Consider the following 19,533-nt stretch of genomic DNA (forward strand, 5'->3'; position numbering starts at 1 on the left):
CTCGTCGATGCTCTCCCAGTACAGCCGGGCCGAGGACGCCGCCGCTCTTCTGGTCGGCCCACAGCCACAGCTTCTCCCCGATCCATCCGGCCAGGCCTGCCGGTGAGTCGACCGGGCGGGTTGGGGAATCTCGATCGTCAAGGGCTCGATGATCGGCTCGGCAATGTCCCTCCTGCCCAGGTGTGAAACGTCCACCCTAGGCCGACAACCGGAAGGCCCCAGCCGGGCGTTACCTGACCACAAGCGGCTGTTGATCTGGTCACCCCGGCCGTCAGGACTGACTCTGGTCTCGCCGGCATCCCATGGCACACGGCACGGTCCGGAAGGATCTGCGCATGCTAGGCGCCATCGCCATGCACAACCCAATCGCTCGAAGGCGGTACTGGGTGGTGTTCGCCCTCGCTGCGACGTCCCTGCTTCTTGCTGCCTGTGGTGGCGGTGCGGCCGCGGGCACCGAGCCGCTGGTCGTGGTGGTCGACTCCACCCGGCTCGCGGGCGTGCAGCAATACCAGAAACTGCACCCCGGGGTACGTCTGCGGATCCAGGTGTTCGCCGACCGCGCGGCACTGCCGACGAAGGTGCTGCTGGACAACTACGCGGCCGACGCCGGCTGGCCGGACGTCGTCTTCGCCGAACCGAACATCGTCGCCCGCACAGCCGACAGCGTGCACGACTTTCCGCTCGACCTGCGCAAGTACGTGCCGAAGAAGGTCCTGGACAACTTCTTTCCCGGCTCTCTCGCCTCCTGCATGGTGGACGGCCGGCTGCTCTGCCTTCGTAACGACCTCGCGCAGGGCGTGTTGTGGTACAACGCGACGCTGATGCGAAAGTTCGGTTACGACGTGCCGACCACCTGGGAGGAGTACCAACGGCTCGGGCTGCGGGTGGCGAAGGAGCACCCGGGGTACGTCATCGGCGCGTTCGGCGACGCCCAGGCACTGAACATGTACTTCTGGCCGAGCGAGTGCCCGGTGGCCCAGATCGTCGGCCGGGACAAGGTCCGCATCAACCTTGCCAAACCCGAGTGCACCAGGGTCCCGCGGCTCTTCGACCCACTGATCAGGGCCAAGGTGGTCACCACTGTCAACCCGCTGGACGCGGTCTTCGTGCAGAAATACGGAACCACCAACAAGGTTCTGATGATGCCGGCGGCCTCGTGGTACGCCGAGTACGTCTTCCGCGAGGTCTACAAGACACCACCCGGTCAGCTCGCCGCGGCGATGCCGCTGCGGTGGTCCTCCGAACGCGAGATCCGTACGGGGGCGCACGGTGGCGCGGCGTGGATGGTGTCCCGGCACACGACGAACGTCAGGGCCGCGGTGGACTTGGCGACCTGGATGAGCACCGCCACCGCCTACCAGGGCAGCGGACCGACGTTCCCCGCCTACATGCCGGCAGCCGACGCGTGGGCGAAACACCTTCGTGAGGGCAGGTTCTTCGCCACCGACCCCTACCCGGTGATGCGCCGGGCGGCCGCCTCGATCGACCCGATCTTCGGCAGCGTGCGCTATGACGCGCCGTCCTTGTTCGAAAGTGACGTGATCGGACCGGTGATCCGCGGTCGGCCGGCTGAGTCCGGCCTGCGGGAGTTCGAGTCGCACCTGACTCAGCTCGCCCAGGCGTACGGCTACACGGTCGTGAGATAGGAGCCGGCGATGACCACGCCCGTGGAGGCAGCGTCCACCCAGCAGGCCCCGAACGGCACGGCCGGCCGACGGGGTTCGCGCGGCCGGGCCGGTCTGGCGCCGTACCTCTTCGTGGCACCGTACGTCCTGCTGCTGGTCCTCTTCGGCGTTCTGCCGGCGTTGTACTCGATCCTGATCAGCTTCGACGACACGTTCGCCCCCGGCCTGAACTTCAACGGCCTGCACAACTACCTGGTGGCCGTGCGCGACTTCAGGTTCGCCCCCGCGTTCGGCAATGTCGGTCTGTACCTCCTCATCTGGCTGCCGTTCATGACGGTGGTCGTACTCGGCCTTGCCCTTCTCCTGCACCAGCGTCCGGGGCGCCTGTCCACGTTGGCGCGACTCGTCTACTTCCTTCCGGGAGCAGTCACCGGCTCCGCCGCCGTGGTGTTGTGGCTGTTCGTACTGGACCCGACGGTCAGCCCGTTCGGTCCCGCCCTGCGGATGTTCGGGGTGGGCACCCTCCGCGAGGCGGTCGACGGCCGGGCGCTCGCGTTCTCCATCGCGCTGATGGCGTTCTCCATCGGAGCCGGTGGCTGGATCGTCATCATGTACGGCGCGTTGCAGAACATCGACCGCGACCTGGTGGAGGCGGCCACGATCGACGGCTGCAACGCCTGGCAGCTCGCATGGCACGTCAAGCTGCCGCTGATCCAGAAGTACGTGGTGTACATGCTCGTGCTGAGCTTCGCCGGCGGGACCCAGCTGTTCGTCGAGCCACAGCTGATCGGCCAGGCAGCGGGTCCAGGTGTGGTGAGCCCCACGTGGTCACCGAACCTGCTGGCGTACGACTTCGCGTTCAACATCGGCAACTTCGGCGCGGCGGCGGCGATCTCGATGCTCCTGCTCGTGGTCGGGCTGCTCGGTGCCTACCTGCTGATCTTCCGGACGAAGTTCTTTGAAGTGAGTTGACGCCTACCCGGGAAGGGCCGCACATGGTTGCTCAGGTGGAGACGGCCGCGGGGCCGCGCACCGGTCCGTCACGGCCGCACGGTGACGCCGGCTTCGCGCGGACCGCGGCACGGACCGTGCGGGTCGCGGTCCTGCTCGCGTTCGTCGTCTTCTTCGGCGTTCCGCTGATCTGGCTGCTGCTCGCCGCCACGCGCACGAACGACGACCTCCTGACCGGCTTCCCGATCGCGTTCGGTTCCTTCCACAACCTGTCGACGGCCTGGCACCACCTGCTCTCCTACAACGACAGCGAACTGCTGTCATGGGTCTGGAACTCCGTCGTCTACTCCGTCGGCGGTCTGCTCCTCACCCTGGTCGCCTGCGTCCCCGCCGGCTACGCGCTGGCCAGCACCCGGTTTCGCGGCCGGTACGCGCTGCTGCTCACCACGCTGGTGGTGATGATCGTCCCGGGCTCGACGCTGGTGCTTCCGCTCTTCATCGAGGTCAGCAGTGTCCGGTTGCTCGACACCATGTGGGCGGTGATCCTGCCGATGGCGTTCTTCCCGTTCGGGGTCTACCTGACCTACATCTACTACGCCACCAGCCTGCCGCCCGCGCTCCTGGACGCCGGACGAGTGGACGGCTGCTCGGAGTGGCAGCTGTTCTGGTCGATCGCGCTGCCGCTGGCCCGTCCGGTGGTGAGCCTGGTGGCCTTCTTCGCGTTCGTCGCCAACTGGAACAACTACTTCCTGCCGTTCGTGATGCTCACCGACGACCACAAGTACAACCTCCCCGTCGGCCTCGCGGCACTCATCCAGAGCGCGCCGGGAGTGCACCCGGCGTTCGCTTCCGAACTACCGATCTACGGGCCGGAGATCGCCCTCGCCGGTGTCGTCACCGTCGCGCCGATCGCGGTGATCTTCCTGTTCTCACAACGCTCGATGATCGCCGGGATCTTCGGCGGAGCGGTCAAGCAGTAAGGAGTCCCCGGGGTCACCCTGGCCCCCGGTACAGCGCCTCGGCGCGGAAGGGAAACCATGCCCAGCAAGCACTCGTACCACGGTGACAAGTCTCGTCGTCTGTCCCGCCGATCCGTGCTCGGCGGCACGCTCGCCCTCGGCGCCGCAGGAGTCGGTGCGGGTACTCCGGCGCAGGCGTACGCGGCGACGCCCGAGGGCCGCGACAGATCGTTCTGGCTCGCACCGGACGGGAACGACACGGCGGCTGGCACCCGCAGGCACCCGTTCCGGACGTTCCTGCGGGCACAGCAGGCGGTGCGAGAGGCAGTGCGGGAAGCCCGGCAGGAAGGGCAGGGCAGCCGCGGCCGCGCGCGCGACGTCACGGTGCACGTGCGCGGTGGTACGTACGAACTCACGGACACCCTCGTGTTCACTGCCGCAGACGGTGGCAGTGGCGACGCCCGCGTCGAGTACCGTGCGGTCGACGGCGAAAGCCCGGTGGTCAGCGGCGGTCGCCGCCTGCGGGACTGGCGCCTTCACGACGCCGACCGCGGGATCTGGCGGGCACACGCCGGGAAGGACGTCTACGCCCGTCAACTGTGGGTTGCGGGCCGGCGAGCAGTAAGGGCGCGAAGTGGCTCGACACCGCAGGGGTTCGAGGTCACACAGACCGGCTACGTCTACAGCGGCAGCGAGTTCGACTTCGCGTCTTGGCGCAACCTGCGAGACGTCGAGATCGTGTCGCTGCGACGCTGGAAGTCGTTCCGGATCCATGTCGACTCCGCCACCCCTACCGACGACGGCGTACGCCTGCAGATGCAGAACCCCGCCTGGAAGTACGCGTACGAGAACCAGCTTCCCTGGGGCAACGTCACCGTCCCCAACTGGATCGAGAACGCCTACGAACTACTCGACAGCGAAGGTGAGTGGTACCTCGACCGATCGGACGGCTTCGTCTACTACAAGCCGAGGCCCGGTGAGGACCTGCGGACGACCGAGGCCGTTCTGGGCGTGTTGCAGACGCTGGTCGACATCCGTGGCACGGCGGACGCCCCGGTCCGCAACCTGACCTTGCACGGTCTGCACTTCCGGCACGGCACCTGGCTCGATCCGAACACTAGCCTGGGTTTTGCGGCACTTCAGGGCGGCTACCACTTCAACGCGTCGGGCGGGCTGGACAAGCTGCCCGCGCAGGTGACGATGTCCCATGCGCGGGGCGTACGTGTGCACCGTTGCCGCTTCGAGCATCTCGGCGGTTCCGGAATCGAGTTGGAGAGCGGAAGCCAGGGCAACACCGTGGTCGGGAACGTCTTCACCGACGTCTCGGGCAACGCGGTCCAGGTGAGCGGAATCGAGGACGTGCACAAGGACCCGGCCGACACCCGGCTGATCGTGTCGGACAATCTTGTCGCGAACAACTACGTGACAGACATTGCGAGCGAGTACCACGGCTGCATCGGGATTTTCGTCGGCTACGCCGCCGCCACCACCATCGAGCACAACGTCGTTGCGGATGTCCCGTACACCGCGATCTCGGTCGGGTGGGGCTGGTCACACGATCCGACGATCGCGCGAGACAACCGGATCAACGCCAACCACGTCCACCACTTCACCCGCAACCTGATCGACGGCGGCGGCATCTACACGTTGTCCCTGCAGCCGGGTTCGCAGATCCGCGACAACTACATCCACCACCAGCTGATCAACCACTACGACGACACACTCGTCTACCTGGACGAGGCGAGCGAGGGGTTCACGGTCGAGAACAACGTTCTGTGCAGCACACCGAAGTGGTGGCTGAAGATCTGGACCGAGTCCATCCGCAACAACCGGGCCGTGGGCAACTACGTGGACCGGGAGGATGCGGTCTGGAACAACGGGACCGACAACGTGGTGGCCGACAACGTGGTGATGATCCGCGGCGCGATTCCCCGTGCGGCAGACCGCATCGCGAGGACGGCGGGCCTGGAGCCCGCCTACCGCGACCTCCTCCCGTTCCCCGGCGCAGCAACACCGCCGATCACCGAGGTCCTCGACCCGGCCTACGAGGGCATTCCCCCGCTCGGGCCTCCCTGGACCCCCTGACCGAACTCCGAAGGAGTCGCCGCAGCCGCAGTGAGGTCTGGAGGGCGGGTGCTCCCCCGTGCGAGCACCCGCCTCCTATCAGCGAATGGCTCAGGCGACACCCTTCTGCTGCGCGCTGCACTTCACGCCCCGGCTTCCCCACCCTCTTCGCGTACGCCGAGTTGGTGTGGCCGTTCCGAGCGCGAGCGGGTGCAGAATGAGAGAGAGGCCCGAACGCTCAGGCGGGCTGGAGCTTGCCCTTGAACATCAACAGCGTGGTGAAGTTGTCGGCGTACGGCGCGTTCAGCATGATCGGATCGCTGTCCGGTGGCCACTCCTTGACGCGTGCGCCTTGCAGAGCAGGGTTGTTGCCGTAGCGTTCCTCGATCGGGATGATCGGGAGCAGCTCGTTGAACGCACGGGCCGCGATCGCGACGTTTCGTCGCTGCTTCTGCTCGTCCAGTCCGGCGCCGGCCTCGTTGACGACCTTCTCCAGGTCGACCTTCCCGAACGCCTTGGTGTTCTGCGTCAGCGGGAACGCGATTCCCTTGCCGCCCTGGTTGGCGGCGATCGGGATGTTGTGGGTGAAGAACGCCGCCACGAAGGAGAAGTGCGGGTGCGGCGCACTCGACGCCCCCCAGCCCTGCATGGCGAACTCGAACCGCCCCTTGTCCAGGTCGATCGGCTGCTGGGTGAACGTCACACCCCGCATGTTGAGCTGGATCCCGAACTTCTTGAGCTGCCGGGTGATGCTCTGCGCCGCGGCCACGTAGTCGAAGTACTCCGCCGGATAGTTGATCTCGTAGGTGGCCGGCTTTCCCTGCGGCGTGAACCACCGGCCGTTGCGCCTCGTCCACCCCGCGGCGGTCAGGATCGACGCCGCCTTGTCCTGGTCGTGCTCGTAGTGGTTCAGCCGCGCCTGGTCAGCGTCCGACAGCCACTGGGGCACCAGGATGTCGGAGAACCCGGCCATCAGCTGGACGGGCTTGTAGGAGTCACCGCCCACCTCGGCGGCGAGCCGGCGGTCGATCGCGTGTGCGAGTCCCTGCCGGGCCCGGACGTCCCTGAACTCCGGAAGCTTGTCCAGGTTGAGGAACAACCCGCCCCCGGCGTAGGTCGGCGGCCGGATGATGCGGAATCCCTTGCTGGTCAGTTCCTTCTCGGTGGCGGTCGGGAAGCCGTGCGTCGCGTAGTCGACGTTCTTCGCCAGCACCACCGGCGTCACGTCGGTCGTCTCACCGTTGAACACCGTGATGGTGTCGAACCTGATCCGGTCCGCACCCCATCCCTTGTCGTTCTTGCGCAGGGTGAGCTGGGCGTTGGTGATGCTGCCGAAGTCGTAGCGGAAGGGTCCGCTGGTGAGCACGTCCTTGTCGGGATTCTTCGGGCGGTACGCCTGCAGATCCTCGTTCAGCTTCTTGCCGTCCGCGTCGTCCAGGCTGCCACCGGAGTCGAAGAGTTCCGTTGCCCGCTTGGCGAAACCTCCGTACATCGCGTGCGGGAACACCGCCGCCCGCACGACGTATCGCTCGATCACCGTCGACGGGTTGGTCATGGTGAACACCACGGTGTGCTCGTCGTCGCCGATCTCCGCCTTGTTCACGAACTGCCACTCGGTCTGGCGCATCACCCGCCGGCACAGGAACGTCGTCAGCACGTCCTGGCCGGTGATCGGCGAGCCGTCGCTCCAGGTGAGCCCGTCCTTGATCGTGTACGAGAAGGTGCTGGTCTTCTCGTCGAAGCCCCACTTCTTGCCCAGCAGGGGTTCCCACTTCTGTTCCTTCCAGTACCACATCCCGCCCGGAAGGAAGATCAGGTCGAGGTACATGCCCAGCCCGATCGAGTCGGTGACGCCCGACATCAGGTTGAAGTGGCCCTTCGGCGGGACCTGGTAGGGCCAGGCACCGTGGAACTCCCGCGCCTTCCCGGACTTCCCGTCACCGCCCTTCCCGCCGCCCTCGGCGGCGCAGGCCGTCGTCGTGGCCGCTGCCGCCGTACCCACGGCCCCGAGGCCGACGAGTTCCAGCAGCCGCCGCCGGGTCAGACTCCCCATCGTCAGCCCTCCGTCCGCGTCGCGCTCCGGGCACGTTGCGCCCGGGCGGTCGTCTGCTGCCCGGCGCGCCATGGGTACTCCCGCGGCACCGCCACCGGCTCCCGCGGCGCGCCGCCCCCGACGATGTATGCGCGCCGGTGGTCGTCGGAGTGGTTTGCCGAGGCGTAGTGCACGGTCCGGTTGGTGTGGATCGTCGCGCCGCCGGGTGGAAGGGGGCAGGCGACGGCGGCCGACACGTCGATCGTTCCGGGCACCACTTCCAGGCCGTGCACGCGTGAGTCGCCGCCGATCTGGCGGTGCGGCAGCACCTCACCACGGTGGGAGCCCGGAATGAACTGCATGCAGCCGTTGTCGACAGTGGCTTCCTGCAAGGGGATCCAGATGCTGAGCGAGCGATAGGTGTACGCCGGATCCCAGTACGCCTCGTCCTGGTGCCACGGCGTCTCCGCACCATGGCGCGGCGGCTTGTTGATGGCGTGGTCGCCGCCCATCGTGGCGGTCGGCCCGAGGAGTGCGGTGAGCACGGTGCGCACCCGCGCGACGGTCTCGCTGCGCAGAAGCTCCGGTGCGTACTGCGACGGCTTCAGGATCTGCGGCAGCCGTGCCTCACCGTCGTCCTCGTCCGCCCCGGCGAGGTCGAACTGGTCACCGGCCGTTCGCCCCGCCCGGTCGGCGAACAGCCGGTCGTAGATGGCCCGCATCCGCGCCACCTCGTCGGCGGAGATGAACGACTCCAGGGCGAGGAACCCCTGCTCGTGGTAGCGGGCGACCTGCTCCGCGGTGAGGTTCCACTCGTTCGCATCAGCCATGCACCGACCGTATTCACGATGTGGCGGAAGGGAATCCTCCCCGCTGGCCGCTACCGGCGGTCCCGTGACCGGCACCGGCACTCGCGGGTGCCGGCGCCACCCGTCAGGGAAGTCCGCCGGTCTCGGCGACGTGGGCGGCGATGTCCCGCAACTTGCGGTTGCTGTGCTGGCTCGCGATCCGCAGGAGACTGAACGCCTGCTCCCGGTTGACCCGGTGCCTGGCCATCAACATGCCGATGGCGATGCCGATCTCCCGGTTGGTGGCCAGTGCCTGCCGGAGGTGGTGGATCCGGTAGCGGTCGTCGGTGACCAGCGCCAGGAACTCCCCGTACCTCGCCAGCGTCTCGACGTACAGCACCGCCTCGTCGTCGAACGCCTTCGGCTGGTCGGAGTAGACGTTCAGGCTGGCGGGCGCGTGGTCCTCTTCGACGGACAGGACGACCATGGAGCAGCTGGCCACACTGCCGACGCCGAGATCGGTTCCGGCGCGCTGGGCGAAGTCGGCCCACTGCTGCGCGGTGTCGACGTGACGGACGTCGGCGAGCCGGTGCGTCGCGTCGTCGCGGATGGCGTCCACGCACGGACCCGACGCGAAGGCGTACTGCACCTCGTCGGCCCGGCGGGCCGTCTCGTGCGTGGCCACCTCGGTCCAGAACCGGTCCTCGCTCGCGCGGGTGATGCTGACCCACCTGGCGCCGGGGATCTGGCGTACGGCGACCTCGGCGACGGCCTGAGGGTATGGCGTTCCGTCGGCCGGCGGGGTTTCGGCCCACAGCTCCTCGAAGGCGACCTTCAGGAGCCGCACGACACTGGTCGTGGGTGTTTCGGTTGAGCGAGCCATGCGCGGTCCAGCCTCCGTCTGGGCATTGAATGCCTGCAGATCGGCTGGATCCTCAACCGGGCCATCAGCATACCCGGGAGCGCGCTATCCGTCCGGAACGGTCTCGTCGATCACCCGCCACCGCTGGTTGGGTCCGGCGTTGGGCTGCCAGACTCCGACGACCGAGCCGTCGGCCGTCGCCTGCCCGGTGACCTCGAGGTTGCCCGGCCCGGCGACGTTCGCCATCGTGTAGGTGCCGTCGCCGGTCGTGGAGAGATACCACCGCGCCGCCTCGTCCGGTGACGCCTGCGCCGGCTCGAGGACGAGCGCCCCGGACCGCACCGCCACCTGACGGCCGTCGTGCGCGCGCAGGTGGTGGTGTTCGCGGTTGGTCCAGCCGCCGGTCAGCCGGGCCACGGTCCACAACTGGCCGGCGTTCGCCGCGTCGGTGGTCCGGACGACCAGGGCGTTCCGCCCGGACGGCTCGGACGGATCGGCGGCCAGCGACCTGCCGCTCTGCACGCCGACGAACCGGTACGTGTGCCCGTCCCGGAAGGTGGCCGCGTCCTCGGCGATCCCCGCCACGTCGGTCACCACCATTGTGGTGACCGACCGCGGCGGCACCCGTATGCTCGCCTCCGCCCCGTCGACCGGGACCGGCGGGTGCTCCCGTAGTGCTCCGGACCTGTCGGTGACGATCGCGGTGACCGCGCCGCCCGGACCGACGTGGTCGAACTTCGACAGGTCGACGCGCAGGTCGCGAGGGTCCGGGGTCGGGTTGGTGTGGACGAGGGTGACCGTCCGCGCACCGGGGCGGATCGCCGCGACCGTGTTGGCGTCGTCGACCTTCACCAGGTGGTCGCCCGGCCGGATGTGGTGGGTGAAGTTGCGGGCGGTGTTGAACTTCTGGTTGGTACGCACCGGACAGGTCTCCGGCGTGTCCCGCGCGGTGCAGTCGAACGGCACCTGGATCTCGCCCCAGTTGCCGCCGAGGTCTCCCTGGCCGCCGGGCGTCATGTTGTCGTAGTCCTCGATCGGCTGCCAGAACACCCACGCCGAGGGCTCGAGCTCCCGCAGGTCGTCGGTGATGTGCTGGGCCAGGCCCAGTCCGGGCTCGATGTCCTCGAAGTCCTGGCCGTGGCCCCAGTCGCCCTCGACCTCCGACATCCACAGCGGCTTGCCGTCGGACTTGGCCAGGTCGCGGACCGCGGTGCGCCGGGCGGTGGCGTAGGTGTGCACGTTCAGCCTGCCCACGGCCGCCTTCACGTCGGCGGGATAGCTCGTCCAGTTGCGTACGAAGAGCGACGGGTTGGTCTCGTCCATCGCCGCGATCCGGGCGTCGGTGGCCGAGTCCTCCAAAGCTTCGGCAAGGGCGCGGACGACTCGCTGCTGGAGCTCGGGGCCGATGTGGGCGCCCTCCTGGCGGCCGCCGACCGGCCGGCGGCCGAAGCCGAGAACCGTGACCCAGTGGTTGGTGTTCGGCTCGTTGAACGGGTCGATGCTGTCCACGCGGATGCCGTGCGCGGCCTCCAGGCGTTCGGTGACTCCGACGACGTACCTCGCGAAGTCCCGGACACTCGTGGACTTCAGCTGGTCGGTCCACGGGAGGAACCCGCCGGAGACGTAGCCGGACCGGGTCATGAACCACGGCGGTGAGTTGCTGAACGTCTCCCACCTCGTGACGTACGGCCTGATCCGGTCCACCCACCAGCGCTGCGTGCGGTCGGCGTCGGCGTTCCAGTCGGCCGGGTCGTCCGCCGACCACCAGCCGACGTCCCTGCGGGTGGTGCCTTCCCGCGCCTGCCACCAGCCCGGCACGGCGCCACCGGAGCGGAGGTAGTCGCGGACGTCCGGAGCGTTGCCGCCGCCGATGTTGTAGCGGGCGATGTTGAGGCGGAGCCCGTCCTCCCCGAAGACCAGCCGGACCAGCGTCTCCCGGAGCTGGTCGGGGTAGTCTCCGGTGGCGTTGGCGAACCAGACCAGGCTGGTGCCCCAGCCCTCGAACGCAGGATGCTGGTACGACGGGTCCGGCTGGATGGTCGCCGAGGGGGTCGCCATGGGGACAGTGTCACCCCGGGCACCCCGGGTCAACCGGGCCGCGACGTCGTGTCGGTGATACCGCGTACGGTGTTGAACCGTGGAATCCGAAGACACTCGGGCGGCGACGCCGACCGACCTCGAGCGGTTCACGGCGTACAGCTACCTCACGGTCTCCGATCCCGCCAGCCGCGCGTCGTACTTCCAGATCATGCGCATCTTCACCTCCACCCTGCTCGCGGACCTTTCCGCCCACGAGGTCGCCGAGCGCCTCGGCAGGTCCGAGCAACCGGGTACGCCGAACGGCTCGGTCGACAACGTCGCCGCCCGGCTGGAGCAACTCAAGGAGTGGGGCAACCTTCTCCCCAGCTCCCGCCCGGTCAAGGCGTCCAGCATCCGCGACTACCACCGGGTGCGCTCCCGGTTCCAGCTCTCACCACTGGGCGAGCACGTCCAGCGGCAGGCGGAGGAGATCCTCGCCGCCGCCGACGCCGTACGCGAGGTCAGCCGCGAGTTGCTCGCCCTCGTGGCTCGCGGGCTGGCCGGCTTGGCGACCGAGACCGAGAATCACCCCCAGCTCGACCCGCGGGATGCGTTGGAACGGATATCGGCGGTCTTCACGCAGTTCGGCGAGTTCGCCGACTCCGTACGCGACTTCTACGCCTACCTCGGCCAGGTGATCTTCCGGTACGACCTCGACTCGGTCGAGTTCGCGGGCTTCAAGGAGCTGCTGCTCGACTATGCCGAGACGATCACGGAGGACGTCGCACATTACGCGCCCCAGATCCGCCGCAGCCTGGACCTCCTGGCGCCACACCTTCCCGACGTCCTCAAACGGGTCGACGACTTCGATCAGGGGCTGCAGGGCCTGTCCCGCGTCGGGGTGGAGGTCCAGCGCAGCCGGGGCAGGGAGCTTGCCGACTGGGAAGGCCTGCGCGCGTGGTTCTTCGACGACGGCGAGGGGAGTCAGGTCGACCAGTTGCGGGAGGCCACGATGCGTGCGCTGCAGGCGCTGCTGGCCAACGCCAAACGCCTGATCCGTACATCCACAGGCGAACTCTCCCGTCGCAAGGACCTACTCAAGCTCGCGCGGTGGTTCGACACCGCCGACGACGCCACCGCGCACGACCTCTACGTCGCCGCGTTCGGCATCTACGGCGCCCGCCACCTCGGCATCGCTCCGGACCACGACCTCGACGTACCCGCGACGACAAGCTGGTGGTCGGGGCCGACGGTGCCCGTGCCGCTGGCCCTGCGTGAGCGCGGTTCACGCGCACCGCGTGGTCGCACGGCCGCCGCCGAGGACTACACCGCCCAGCGGGACTGGCTCCGCCAGGAAGCCCAAGCGGAGGCGGAGCGCCGGCACGCCGCGGCTGCCGAGTTGCGCGGCGCGGGCGGACGGTGGTCCGACGTACGACTGTCGGGGAGTGCCACCCGCCTACTCCTCGACCTGTTGGCCCGCTGCCTCGCCACGGCTCCGCCCACCTTCGACATCGCGGCCTCGGCCGACGCCGACCTGGAGGTGCGGGTGCGGCTGCGCCGCTCACCGGGGACGGCCACGGTGGTCCGGGGTTTCGACGGCGACCTGATACTCGACGACCTCACTCTCGTCGTGGACAGCCCTTCCCAGCGGTTGGAGGCGGGATGACCGATCTTGCCTCGCGAGCGGCCGACGAGCGCCGCCACGCGGCGCGGACCTTGCTGCGCAGTCCGCTGGTGACCGGGCGGAGCCACCCGGAGGAGTTTCGGCTGATCAGGCGGCACGCGGTCGAACTCGCGTCGCAGTTCCAGCAGTTGCTGGGCTATCGCCTGGTGGTGGAGTCGAACTTCGCCCGTCTTCACAAGGCAGGTCTCGGGCGTGGAAGCGGGCGGCGGCTCACCCGGTCGTCCGGCGCACCGTTCACGCCTCGCACCTACGCCTACCTCGCGCTCACTCTCTCGGTGCTCACCACCGCACCCGAGCAACTGCTGTTCTCCGAACTCCTCGCCCGCATCCGCGTGGCGGCGGCAGAGGCAGGAATCGACCTCGGCGATCCCAACCGCGGGACGGAGAAGCGCGCGCTGGTAGCCGCACTCCGGCAGCTGAACAACTGGCAGATCCTCACCGAGGACGACGGGTCGGTGGAGGCATACGTCGGTGACGAGCGCGCGGAGGCGCTGCTCACCATCGACCGGGAGATCGCCCGGCGTACGGTCAGCGGGCCGATCGGCTCGGCCGGTGGCTGGGAGGAGCTCATCGACCGGTCGGCCGGATCCGACCTGGGTCCGCGGCACAGCGTGCGACGCCGGCTGGTCGAGACGCCGGTCGTCTACCTCGACGACCTCAGCGACGAGGAGCGTGACTGGCTACGGCGCAACCAGCGCCGCGAGCAGCGGGTCCTCGAGGAGGCCCTCGGCCTGGACGCCGAGATCCGGGCGGAGGGCGTCGGCCTCTTCGACCCCGAGGAGGAGCTCACCGACCTGTCCTTCCCGGCCACCGGCACGCTCTCGTGGCTCGCCCTGCTCCTCCTCGAACGGCTGGTGACCGAACTCCGGCCGGACGAGCCGACCATCTCGGTGCCGATCCCCGACAGCCTGGTCGACGGCCTGATCGCCGAACTCGTCGAGCGGCACGGCCGGGCGTTCGCCAAGGACCTGCTCGAGGACCGCGGCCAGCTACGGGAGAGCGTCCTGGAACGACTGCAGGCTTTTCGCCTCGTCGACCGGCGGGAGAATGGTTGGCTGTTGTCCGCCGCGGCCGCCCGCTACGCCCCGAAGGTGCACCTGTGACCCACGCCGCCCAGCCCGACCAGCCGGCCGACCCGCATCGCTTCCGGCTCAGCCGTGCCGGGATCCACCAGGTCTGGCAGTACGACGAGGAGTTCCGCTTCGGCGACGGACGGCTGCTGCTGCGCGGGAAGAACGGCGCGGGCAAGTCCAAGGCGCTGGAGATTCTGTTGCCGTTCCTGCTCGACGGTGACACCCGGCGGTTGGACGCCGCAGGCGGCGGAAAGACGACGCTCAGGTGGTTGATGCTCGGCGGCTGGAGCGGTGGCACGAACCGCCTCGGGTTCGTATGGCTGGAGTTCGCACGGGTCGAGGACGGCGAGTCCGAGACGCTCACCCTGGGCGCCGCGATCAAGGCGTCCACCTCGACCAACGAGGCGAAGGCAACTTACTTCGTCACCACCCGCGTGGTCGAAGGACTCCATCTGCGAGATCCGAGCCGGCGCCCCTCGGTCGACCAACTGCGCGAGCTCGTCGGACCCGAGAACTGCTACGAGCGCGCCGGAGAATACCGTGCGCGAGTGGCCCGGGAACTCTTCGGGCTCACCGACCTGGCCCGCTACCGCAACCTGGTGCACCTTCTCTACGGTCTGCGGCGGCCCACGATCGGTGACCGGATCGAGTCGGGTGAACTCGTCAACGTCCTGCGCGACGCGCTGCCACCGCTCGACGACGACCTCCTCGACCGGGTGGCCCACAACTTCGACGACCTGGATGCGGTCCGCGACGAGCTCGGACGACTGGAACGCACAGACGCCGCGTTGACCACCTTCCTGGCCAGCTATCGCGGTTACCTCCGTGGCGTGCTTCGTCACCGCACCGGCCTGGTCCAGAAGTCTCTCGCCGAGCTGAGAGAAGCTCGCCGCGAGACCGGAGCGGCCGAACGCCGGCTGGCGTCTCTGACCGAGCAGGAGACGGCCGCGGCGAAGGCGGTGGAGGATCTCGACCGCGCGCGGCGGGATGCCGAAGCACAGCTGCGAGCCCTCCGCGACAGCGCGGCCTACCAGGCGCTCACCGACCTTCGCGAACGCCGCGAACGCGTCACAGCACATCGTCAGGCCGTCCGCGCGGCGTGGAACGCGTCCGCGATCGCCAGGACGGCGGAGGAGAGCGCCGTCCAGCGACTCGGTCAGGAGACCGACGACATCGGTCGTGGGCTGACAGACCTGCGCGGCGACGTACGACATCTCCGCGGGCTGGTGCGAAGCAGCGGCCTCGACGAGGCGCTGGTGCCGGAATCCCCGGCCGCCGGTACGACAGTCCTCGCACCCGCGGTGACGGGAGTCCTCACCGACGAGACGGGCCGCCTGCTGGAGGTGAGCCGCTCGACGGTCCGTGCCGTGGGCCTGCTCCCGGGCCAGCTCGAGGAGTGGCGACATGGGCTCGGCGAGGCCACGACGGTGGCGAAGGCCCGTCGTCGCGCCGCGCGGGAACTTCGAGGCGACCTCGACCAGGTGACAGCGGCCGAGCGAAAAGCCGACGGGCTCCGCGAGCAGGCCGGGCGGATGGAGGCCGAGGTCGTCGCCGCCGATGAACGCCGGCAGGCACGCCAGAACGAGCTCCTCGAGGTCTCCGGTGCCTACGCCGATGCTGTCCGAGCCTGGGCACGCGGGCTGCCCGACCCCGAACCCGTCACCAGGTTGGTCGGCACGCCTGACGACTCCGACCTGCCGGTCGAGGACCGCGCACTACCGCCGGCAACACCCGAGACGATCGCGGTCGCCGCCCGGACAAGCTCCGAGCCCGTCCTGCGAGCCCACGAGGAACGCCGCGACGAACTGTTGTCCCTCGAACGCGAGATCGGGAACTCCCTGGCGAGTGCGCGCGAGGAGTTACGGCACTGGGAACGCACCGAAGACCCGGAGCCGCCGCGCTCCCGCTACTCGACGGCGGAGCGCGACCCGGCCACAGGCGCTCCGCTTTTTCTCCTCGTGGACCACGACAGCACGGTGCCGGAGAGGGACCAGGCGGGCATCGAGGCCGCACTGGAGGCGAGCGGTCTGCTCAGCGCCTGGGTGGCCGCCGACGGCCGCGTGCTCGCCCCGGACACCAACGACGTCGTCGTCCGCACGGACCTCCCGGCCGGGGGCGCTGATCTGACCAGCGTTCTACGACCGGTCCCGGGCCACGGCGTGAGCGAAGCCGTACTCACCCGCGTGCTGGAAGCCGTGGGTTTCGGCCCGTCGGACGCGCACAGCTGGATCTCCGTCGACGGACGGTGGCGGCTGGGTGCGCTGGGCGGAGCGCACACCAAGAACCGCTCGGAGTACATCGGTGCCAGCGTCCGCGCCGCCACCAGAGAACGCCGAATCGCCGAGCTGCGCAGCCAGGTCGGCACCCTCGAGGCGGCACTGGCCGCACACCGCGGCACCCGGGCGGAGGTCGAGCAGGACCGAGACCGGCTCCGCCGTGTCCTCGAGGCCGTCCCTCCGGGCCGTGACCTGACGGGCGCGTGGTCCACCTACGAAAGCGCGGTCGAGGAGACGACCCGCCGTAGAGGCGTGCTGGCCGCTGCCACCCGCGCCGCCGAACAGGCCTGGGCCGGGGCGGTTCAGCTGCGCGCCAGAGTACAGACAAAGGCCACCGCCGAGGGACTCCCGTTCGACCTGGACGGTGTGACCCGGATCGTCGCCGACGTGGAGCAGGTCCTGAACGACCTCCAGCGCTTCGAACGCACGACCAGTCGAATCCTGGACACTCTGGACGCGCACGCCCTCAGCCGCACCACGTGGCAGGACGCACGTGCACGGCGAGAGACCGCCGAGTCCGAGTACGACACCGCCCGCTCGACAATGGACGAGGCCGTCGGCGAACTCCACGCACTGGAGGCTGCCGTCGGAGCGGACGAGGCCGAGATCCTGGCGCAGGAGAACGCTGCCGAGCAACGACTCACCACAGCGCTCACGGCGCTTCCGGAGGCGGTGGGCACGCGCGACCGTCTGCACGACGAGCGGATCCTGGCCGGCGCCGCGCGCGACACCGCGCTGGCCGACCGCGCCGCGCTGGAGTCGCGGGTGGTCGCCGGGAGCGGCCAGCTCCGCCGCCCGCTCGGGATGCCAGGACTCCCCGCGGCCGCCGATCTGGGCGACCTCACCGAGGTCGTCTCGTCCTACGACAGGAGCCAGGACGAGGATGTCCGAGCCAGGATCCGGGCCCTCACGGCTCTGGCCGCCGAGATCGAGTCGAGGCTCGGGCCGACGGGCCGCGACGTCGGCGACACCGCGATCCTCGGCGCCGGCGACCGCATGCGGGAAGGGTTGTCCGGCGGCTATGACGCCGAAGTGAGCGAGGTCGACGGGATCAAGCGCTTCGCGCTGCACGACGACGCGGGCGCGCACGACGTCGCGGTCGTGGGTGAACGCATCCGCGCTGCCGCAAGTGACGCCAGACAGCGGCTGTCGACCCGCGAGCAGGAGGTCTTCGAGCGCTACCTGCTCGGCGAGCTCGGCGATCACCTGACCCAGCAGCTGTTGTCGGCGCGCAGTCTCGTCCGGCAGATGAACGACACGCTGGAAGACGTCCGATCCTCGCACGGCATCGGTGCACGACTGCAGTGGGAGCTTCCGAAGGAGGCCGGCGCCGACCTGGCAGCGGCGGTCGGACTTCTCGACAACGTTTCGGCGATGCGCACCCGTGACCAGTCCGCGCAGTTGCGCGAGGTGCTACGCCAACGGATCGAGGAGGCACGGCAGGCAGACCCTGGTGCCGGCTACGCACGTCATCTGCGCGTCGCACTGGACTACCGCACCTGGTTCGTGTTCACGGTGATGGTCACCGACTCGGCCAACCCGTCGGTCAGGAGACGGCTGAGTCACCGGACCGCACTGAGCCAGGGCGAGCAGCGCGTGGTCTCCTATCTCGTCCTGTTCGCGGCGGCCGCCGCGCACTTCGCCTCGGTCGGCCGGTCGGCTCCGACCGCTCCGCGGCTGATCCTGCTCGACGACGCGTTCGCCAAGGTCGACGAGCCGACTCACGGCCGGCTCCTCGGCCTTCTGGTCGCGCTCGACCTCGACTTCGTGATCACCAGCGAACGGTTGTGGGGCTGCTTTCCCACGGTGCCCAGCCTGCACATCTACGAATGCCTGCGCGACCCACAGCAACGCGGCGTCGCCACCGTCCACTTCACCTGGGACGGCAAGAGCAAGCGGCTGGTCAGCGTATGACACCGGAGACCCGCGCCTGGCTCGACCGGCCAGAACTTTCCCGGTTCTGGGATCTCGTCCACCACCGGCTCCAGCACAACGGCGTTTCCGTTCGCGGTCGCGTCCGCCTCGTCGCACCGACCGACGGCGAGCGGGACGCCATCAGCCTGCTGACCGGACGGACGTACCCGGCGACCGCTGTGTCCCTCACCGTGCCGCTGGCAGACCTTGATGCGCGTCTGGAGCAAAGCGCAGCCGGCTGCGGGTTGGTGGATGCGGTGTCGGTTCTGCGCGGCCCACCGGTCGACCGTCCCGCGGCTCGACGGGACAGACGCGCGGCGTACGAGGAGACCTGGAGGGCTGCGGACGCGGCCCTCGAGTCGTCCGGTCTCGGGCAGGCGGCCTGGTCCGCGGACTGGCTGGCCGAGGTCAGGCGCTCCGGACTGGTCGGCCGCCTGGGCCCGGCCGAGGCGGCCCGGTCGATCGGCCACGCCGTCGACGTTCTTGCCCGGGTCGTCGTTCGCGGAGAACGACTGTCGCGCGGTGAGCTCGCCGAACGCGTCACGGGAACCACCCACGGGCTCGACGACGGCACGGTACTCAGCCGGATCGTTCTGCGCGGTCTGGCTCGCGCAGCGAGCACCACCGTCCCCGCCGACAGCCAGGGCCGGCGCGATCTCTGGGAGTCGGCGGGGGTGTCCGTGGACGCGGTCTCCTCCACGGCGCTCACCTACGGGCTCCGGCCCGCCGGCGACAAATGGCCGGCCCGCATGCTCCGCGAACGTTCCGAGGCCCGCGTGGAAGCCCACCTCACCATCTCCGACCTGCGCAGGATCTCCTGGCGCCTGGCGCCACACACCGAGGTCTTCGTCTGCGAGAACCCCCGGGTTCTCGAGGCGGCAGCGCAAGCGGGTTGCACCACTCCGGTGGTGTGCACATCCGGAAATCCCCGCACCGTGGTCCTCCACCTGCTCGACGCGCTGGTCGCCGCAGGAGCTCGCCTGGCGTACCGAGGGGACTTCGACTGGGCCGGCATCGCCATCGCCAACCGGGTGATAGCCCGGTACGACGCACGACCGTGGCGGATGGGGGCCACCGACTACGAGGAACACGTCGCGGCGGCTCGCGCCCGCGGAACCCCGCTCCTTCCCCTCGGCGGGGTCGCGGTGACCGCCCGGTGGGACCCCGAACTCACCCCGGCGATGACCGCTCTCGGTGTGGGTGTCCAGGAGGAGTCGGCGCTGGAGCTGCTCATCGATGACCTCACCGCCGCGCGATCCTGACGGCTTCACGACGGCGGTCGCGGT

12 protein-coding genes are annotated in these 19,533 nt (G+C 69.3%); 8 read left to right on the forward strand and 4 right to left on the reverse strand.

Annotated elements, in window-relative coordinates; translation table 11 throughout:
• Positions 1–335 precede the first annotated feature (335 nt).
• From ABZV93_RS04005 to ABZV93_RS04020, 4 genes are read left to right on the forward strand one after another with little or no spacing between them, the layout of a single operon-like run.
• A complete protein-coding gene (locus ABZV93_RS04005; RefSeq protein ID WP_354929979.1) occupies positions 336–1,646 on the forward strand; it encodes an extracellular solute-binding protein in 1,311 nt (436 codons plus the stop codon).
• 9 nt (positions 1,647–1,655) lie between these two features.
• Entirely contained in the window at positions 1,656–2,597 is a 942-nt protein-coding gene (locus ABZV93_RS04010; RefSeq protein WP_354929982.1) for a sugar ABC transporter permease, read from the forward strand.
• A gap of 35 nt (positions 2,598–2,632) precedes the next feature.
• Complete coding sequence (locus tag ABZV93_RS04015; RefSeq protein ID WP_354929985.1) at positions 2,633–3,556, forward strand: carbohydrate ABC transporter permease; 924 nt, start codon at positions 2,633–2,635, stop codon at positions 3,554–3,556.
• Positions 3,557–3,613: 57 nt separating this feature from the next.
• Positions 3,614–5,620 (forward strand): right-handed parallel beta-helix repeat-containing protein, encoded by a 2,007-nt coding sequence (locus ABZV93_RS04020; RefSeq protein ID WP_354929988.1) that lies wholly within the window; start codon positions 3,614–3,616, stop codon positions 5,618–5,620.
• A gap of 217 nt (positions 5,621–5,837) precedes the next feature.
• Here ABZV93_RS04020 and ABZV93_RS04025 read toward each other — a convergent pair whose 3' ends face one another.
• The 4 genes from ABZV93_RS04025 to ABZV93_RS04040 form a co-directional block, all read right to left on the reverse strand.
• Complete coding sequence (locus ABZV93_RS04025) at positions 5,838–7,652, reverse strand: ABC transporter substrate-binding protein (protein WP_354929991.1); 1,815 nt, start codon at positions 7,650–7,652, stop codon at positions 5,838–5,840.
• Positions 7,653–7,654: 2 nt separating this feature from the next.
• Positions 7,655–8,461: a phytanoyl-CoA dioxygenase family protein gene (locus ABZV93_RS04030; RefSeq protein ID WP_354929994.1), complete on the reverse strand. Its 807-nt coding sequence runs from the start codon at positions 8,459–8,461 to the stop codon at positions 7,655–7,657.
• Positions 8,462–8,564: 103 nt separating this feature from the next.
• Entirely contained in the window at positions 8,565–9,266 is a 702-nt protein-coding gene (locus ABZV93_RS04035; protein ID WP_354929997.1) for an ANTAR domain-containing protein, read from the reverse strand.
• A 120-nt stretch (positions 9,267–9,386) separates the two neighbouring features.
• The gene (locus ABZV93_RS04040) at positions 9,387–11,339 is read right to left on the reverse strand and encodes a glycoside hydrolase (protein WP_354930000.1); all 1,953 of its coding nucleotides are present in this window, start codon (positions 11,337–11,339) and stop codon (positions 9,387–9,389) included.
• A 79-nt stretch (positions 11,340–11,418) separates the two neighbouring features.
• On the opposite strand from ABZV93_RS04040, the gene ABZV93_RS04045 reads away from it, so the two are divergent.
• Genes ABZV93_RS04045 through ABZV93_RS04060 form a run of 4 tightly spaced genes read left to right on the forward strand, consistent with a single transcriptional unit; the run spans position 11,419 to position 19,509 of the window.
• Positions 11,419–12,966 carry a TIGR02677 family protein gene (locus ABZV93_RS04045; RefSeq protein WP_354930003.1) on the forward strand — a complete coding sequence of 516 codons (1,548 nt, stop codon included), beginning with the start codon at positions 11,419–11,421 and terminating at the stop codon, positions 12,964–12,966.
• A complete protein-coding gene (locus ABZV93_RS04050) occupies positions 12,963–14,087 on the forward strand; it encodes a TIGR02678 family protein (RefSeq protein ID WP_354930006.1) in 1,125 nt (374 codons plus the stop codon). The genes ABZV93_RS04045 and ABZV93_RS04050 overlap by 4 nt, the downstream gene beginning before the upstream one ends.
• On the forward strand, positions 14,084–18,247 hold the full coding sequence (locus ABZV93_RS04055) for a TIGR02680 family protein (RefSeq protein WP_354930009.1): 4,164 nt from the start codon (positions 14,084–14,086) through the stop codon (positions 18,245–18,247). Before ABZV93_RS04050 ends, ABZV93_RS04055 begins: the two co-directional genes overlap by 4 nt.
• On the forward strand, positions 18,244–19,509 hold the full coding sequence (locus ABZV93_RS04060) for a TIGR02679 family protein (RefSeq protein WP_354930013.1): 1,266 nt from the start codon (positions 18,244–18,246) through the stop codon (positions 19,507–19,509). The genes ABZV93_RS04055 and ABZV93_RS04060 overlap by 4 nt, the downstream gene beginning before the upstream one ends.
• Positions 19,510–19,533: the final 24 nt, after the last annotated feature.

Origin of the sequence: Actinopolymorpha sp. NPDC004070, from assembly GCF_040610475.1 — a bacterium.
In the GTDB taxonomy this organism is placed as follows: Bacteria; Actinomycetota; Actinomycetes; order Propionibacteriales; family Actinopolymorphaceae; genus Actinopolymorpha.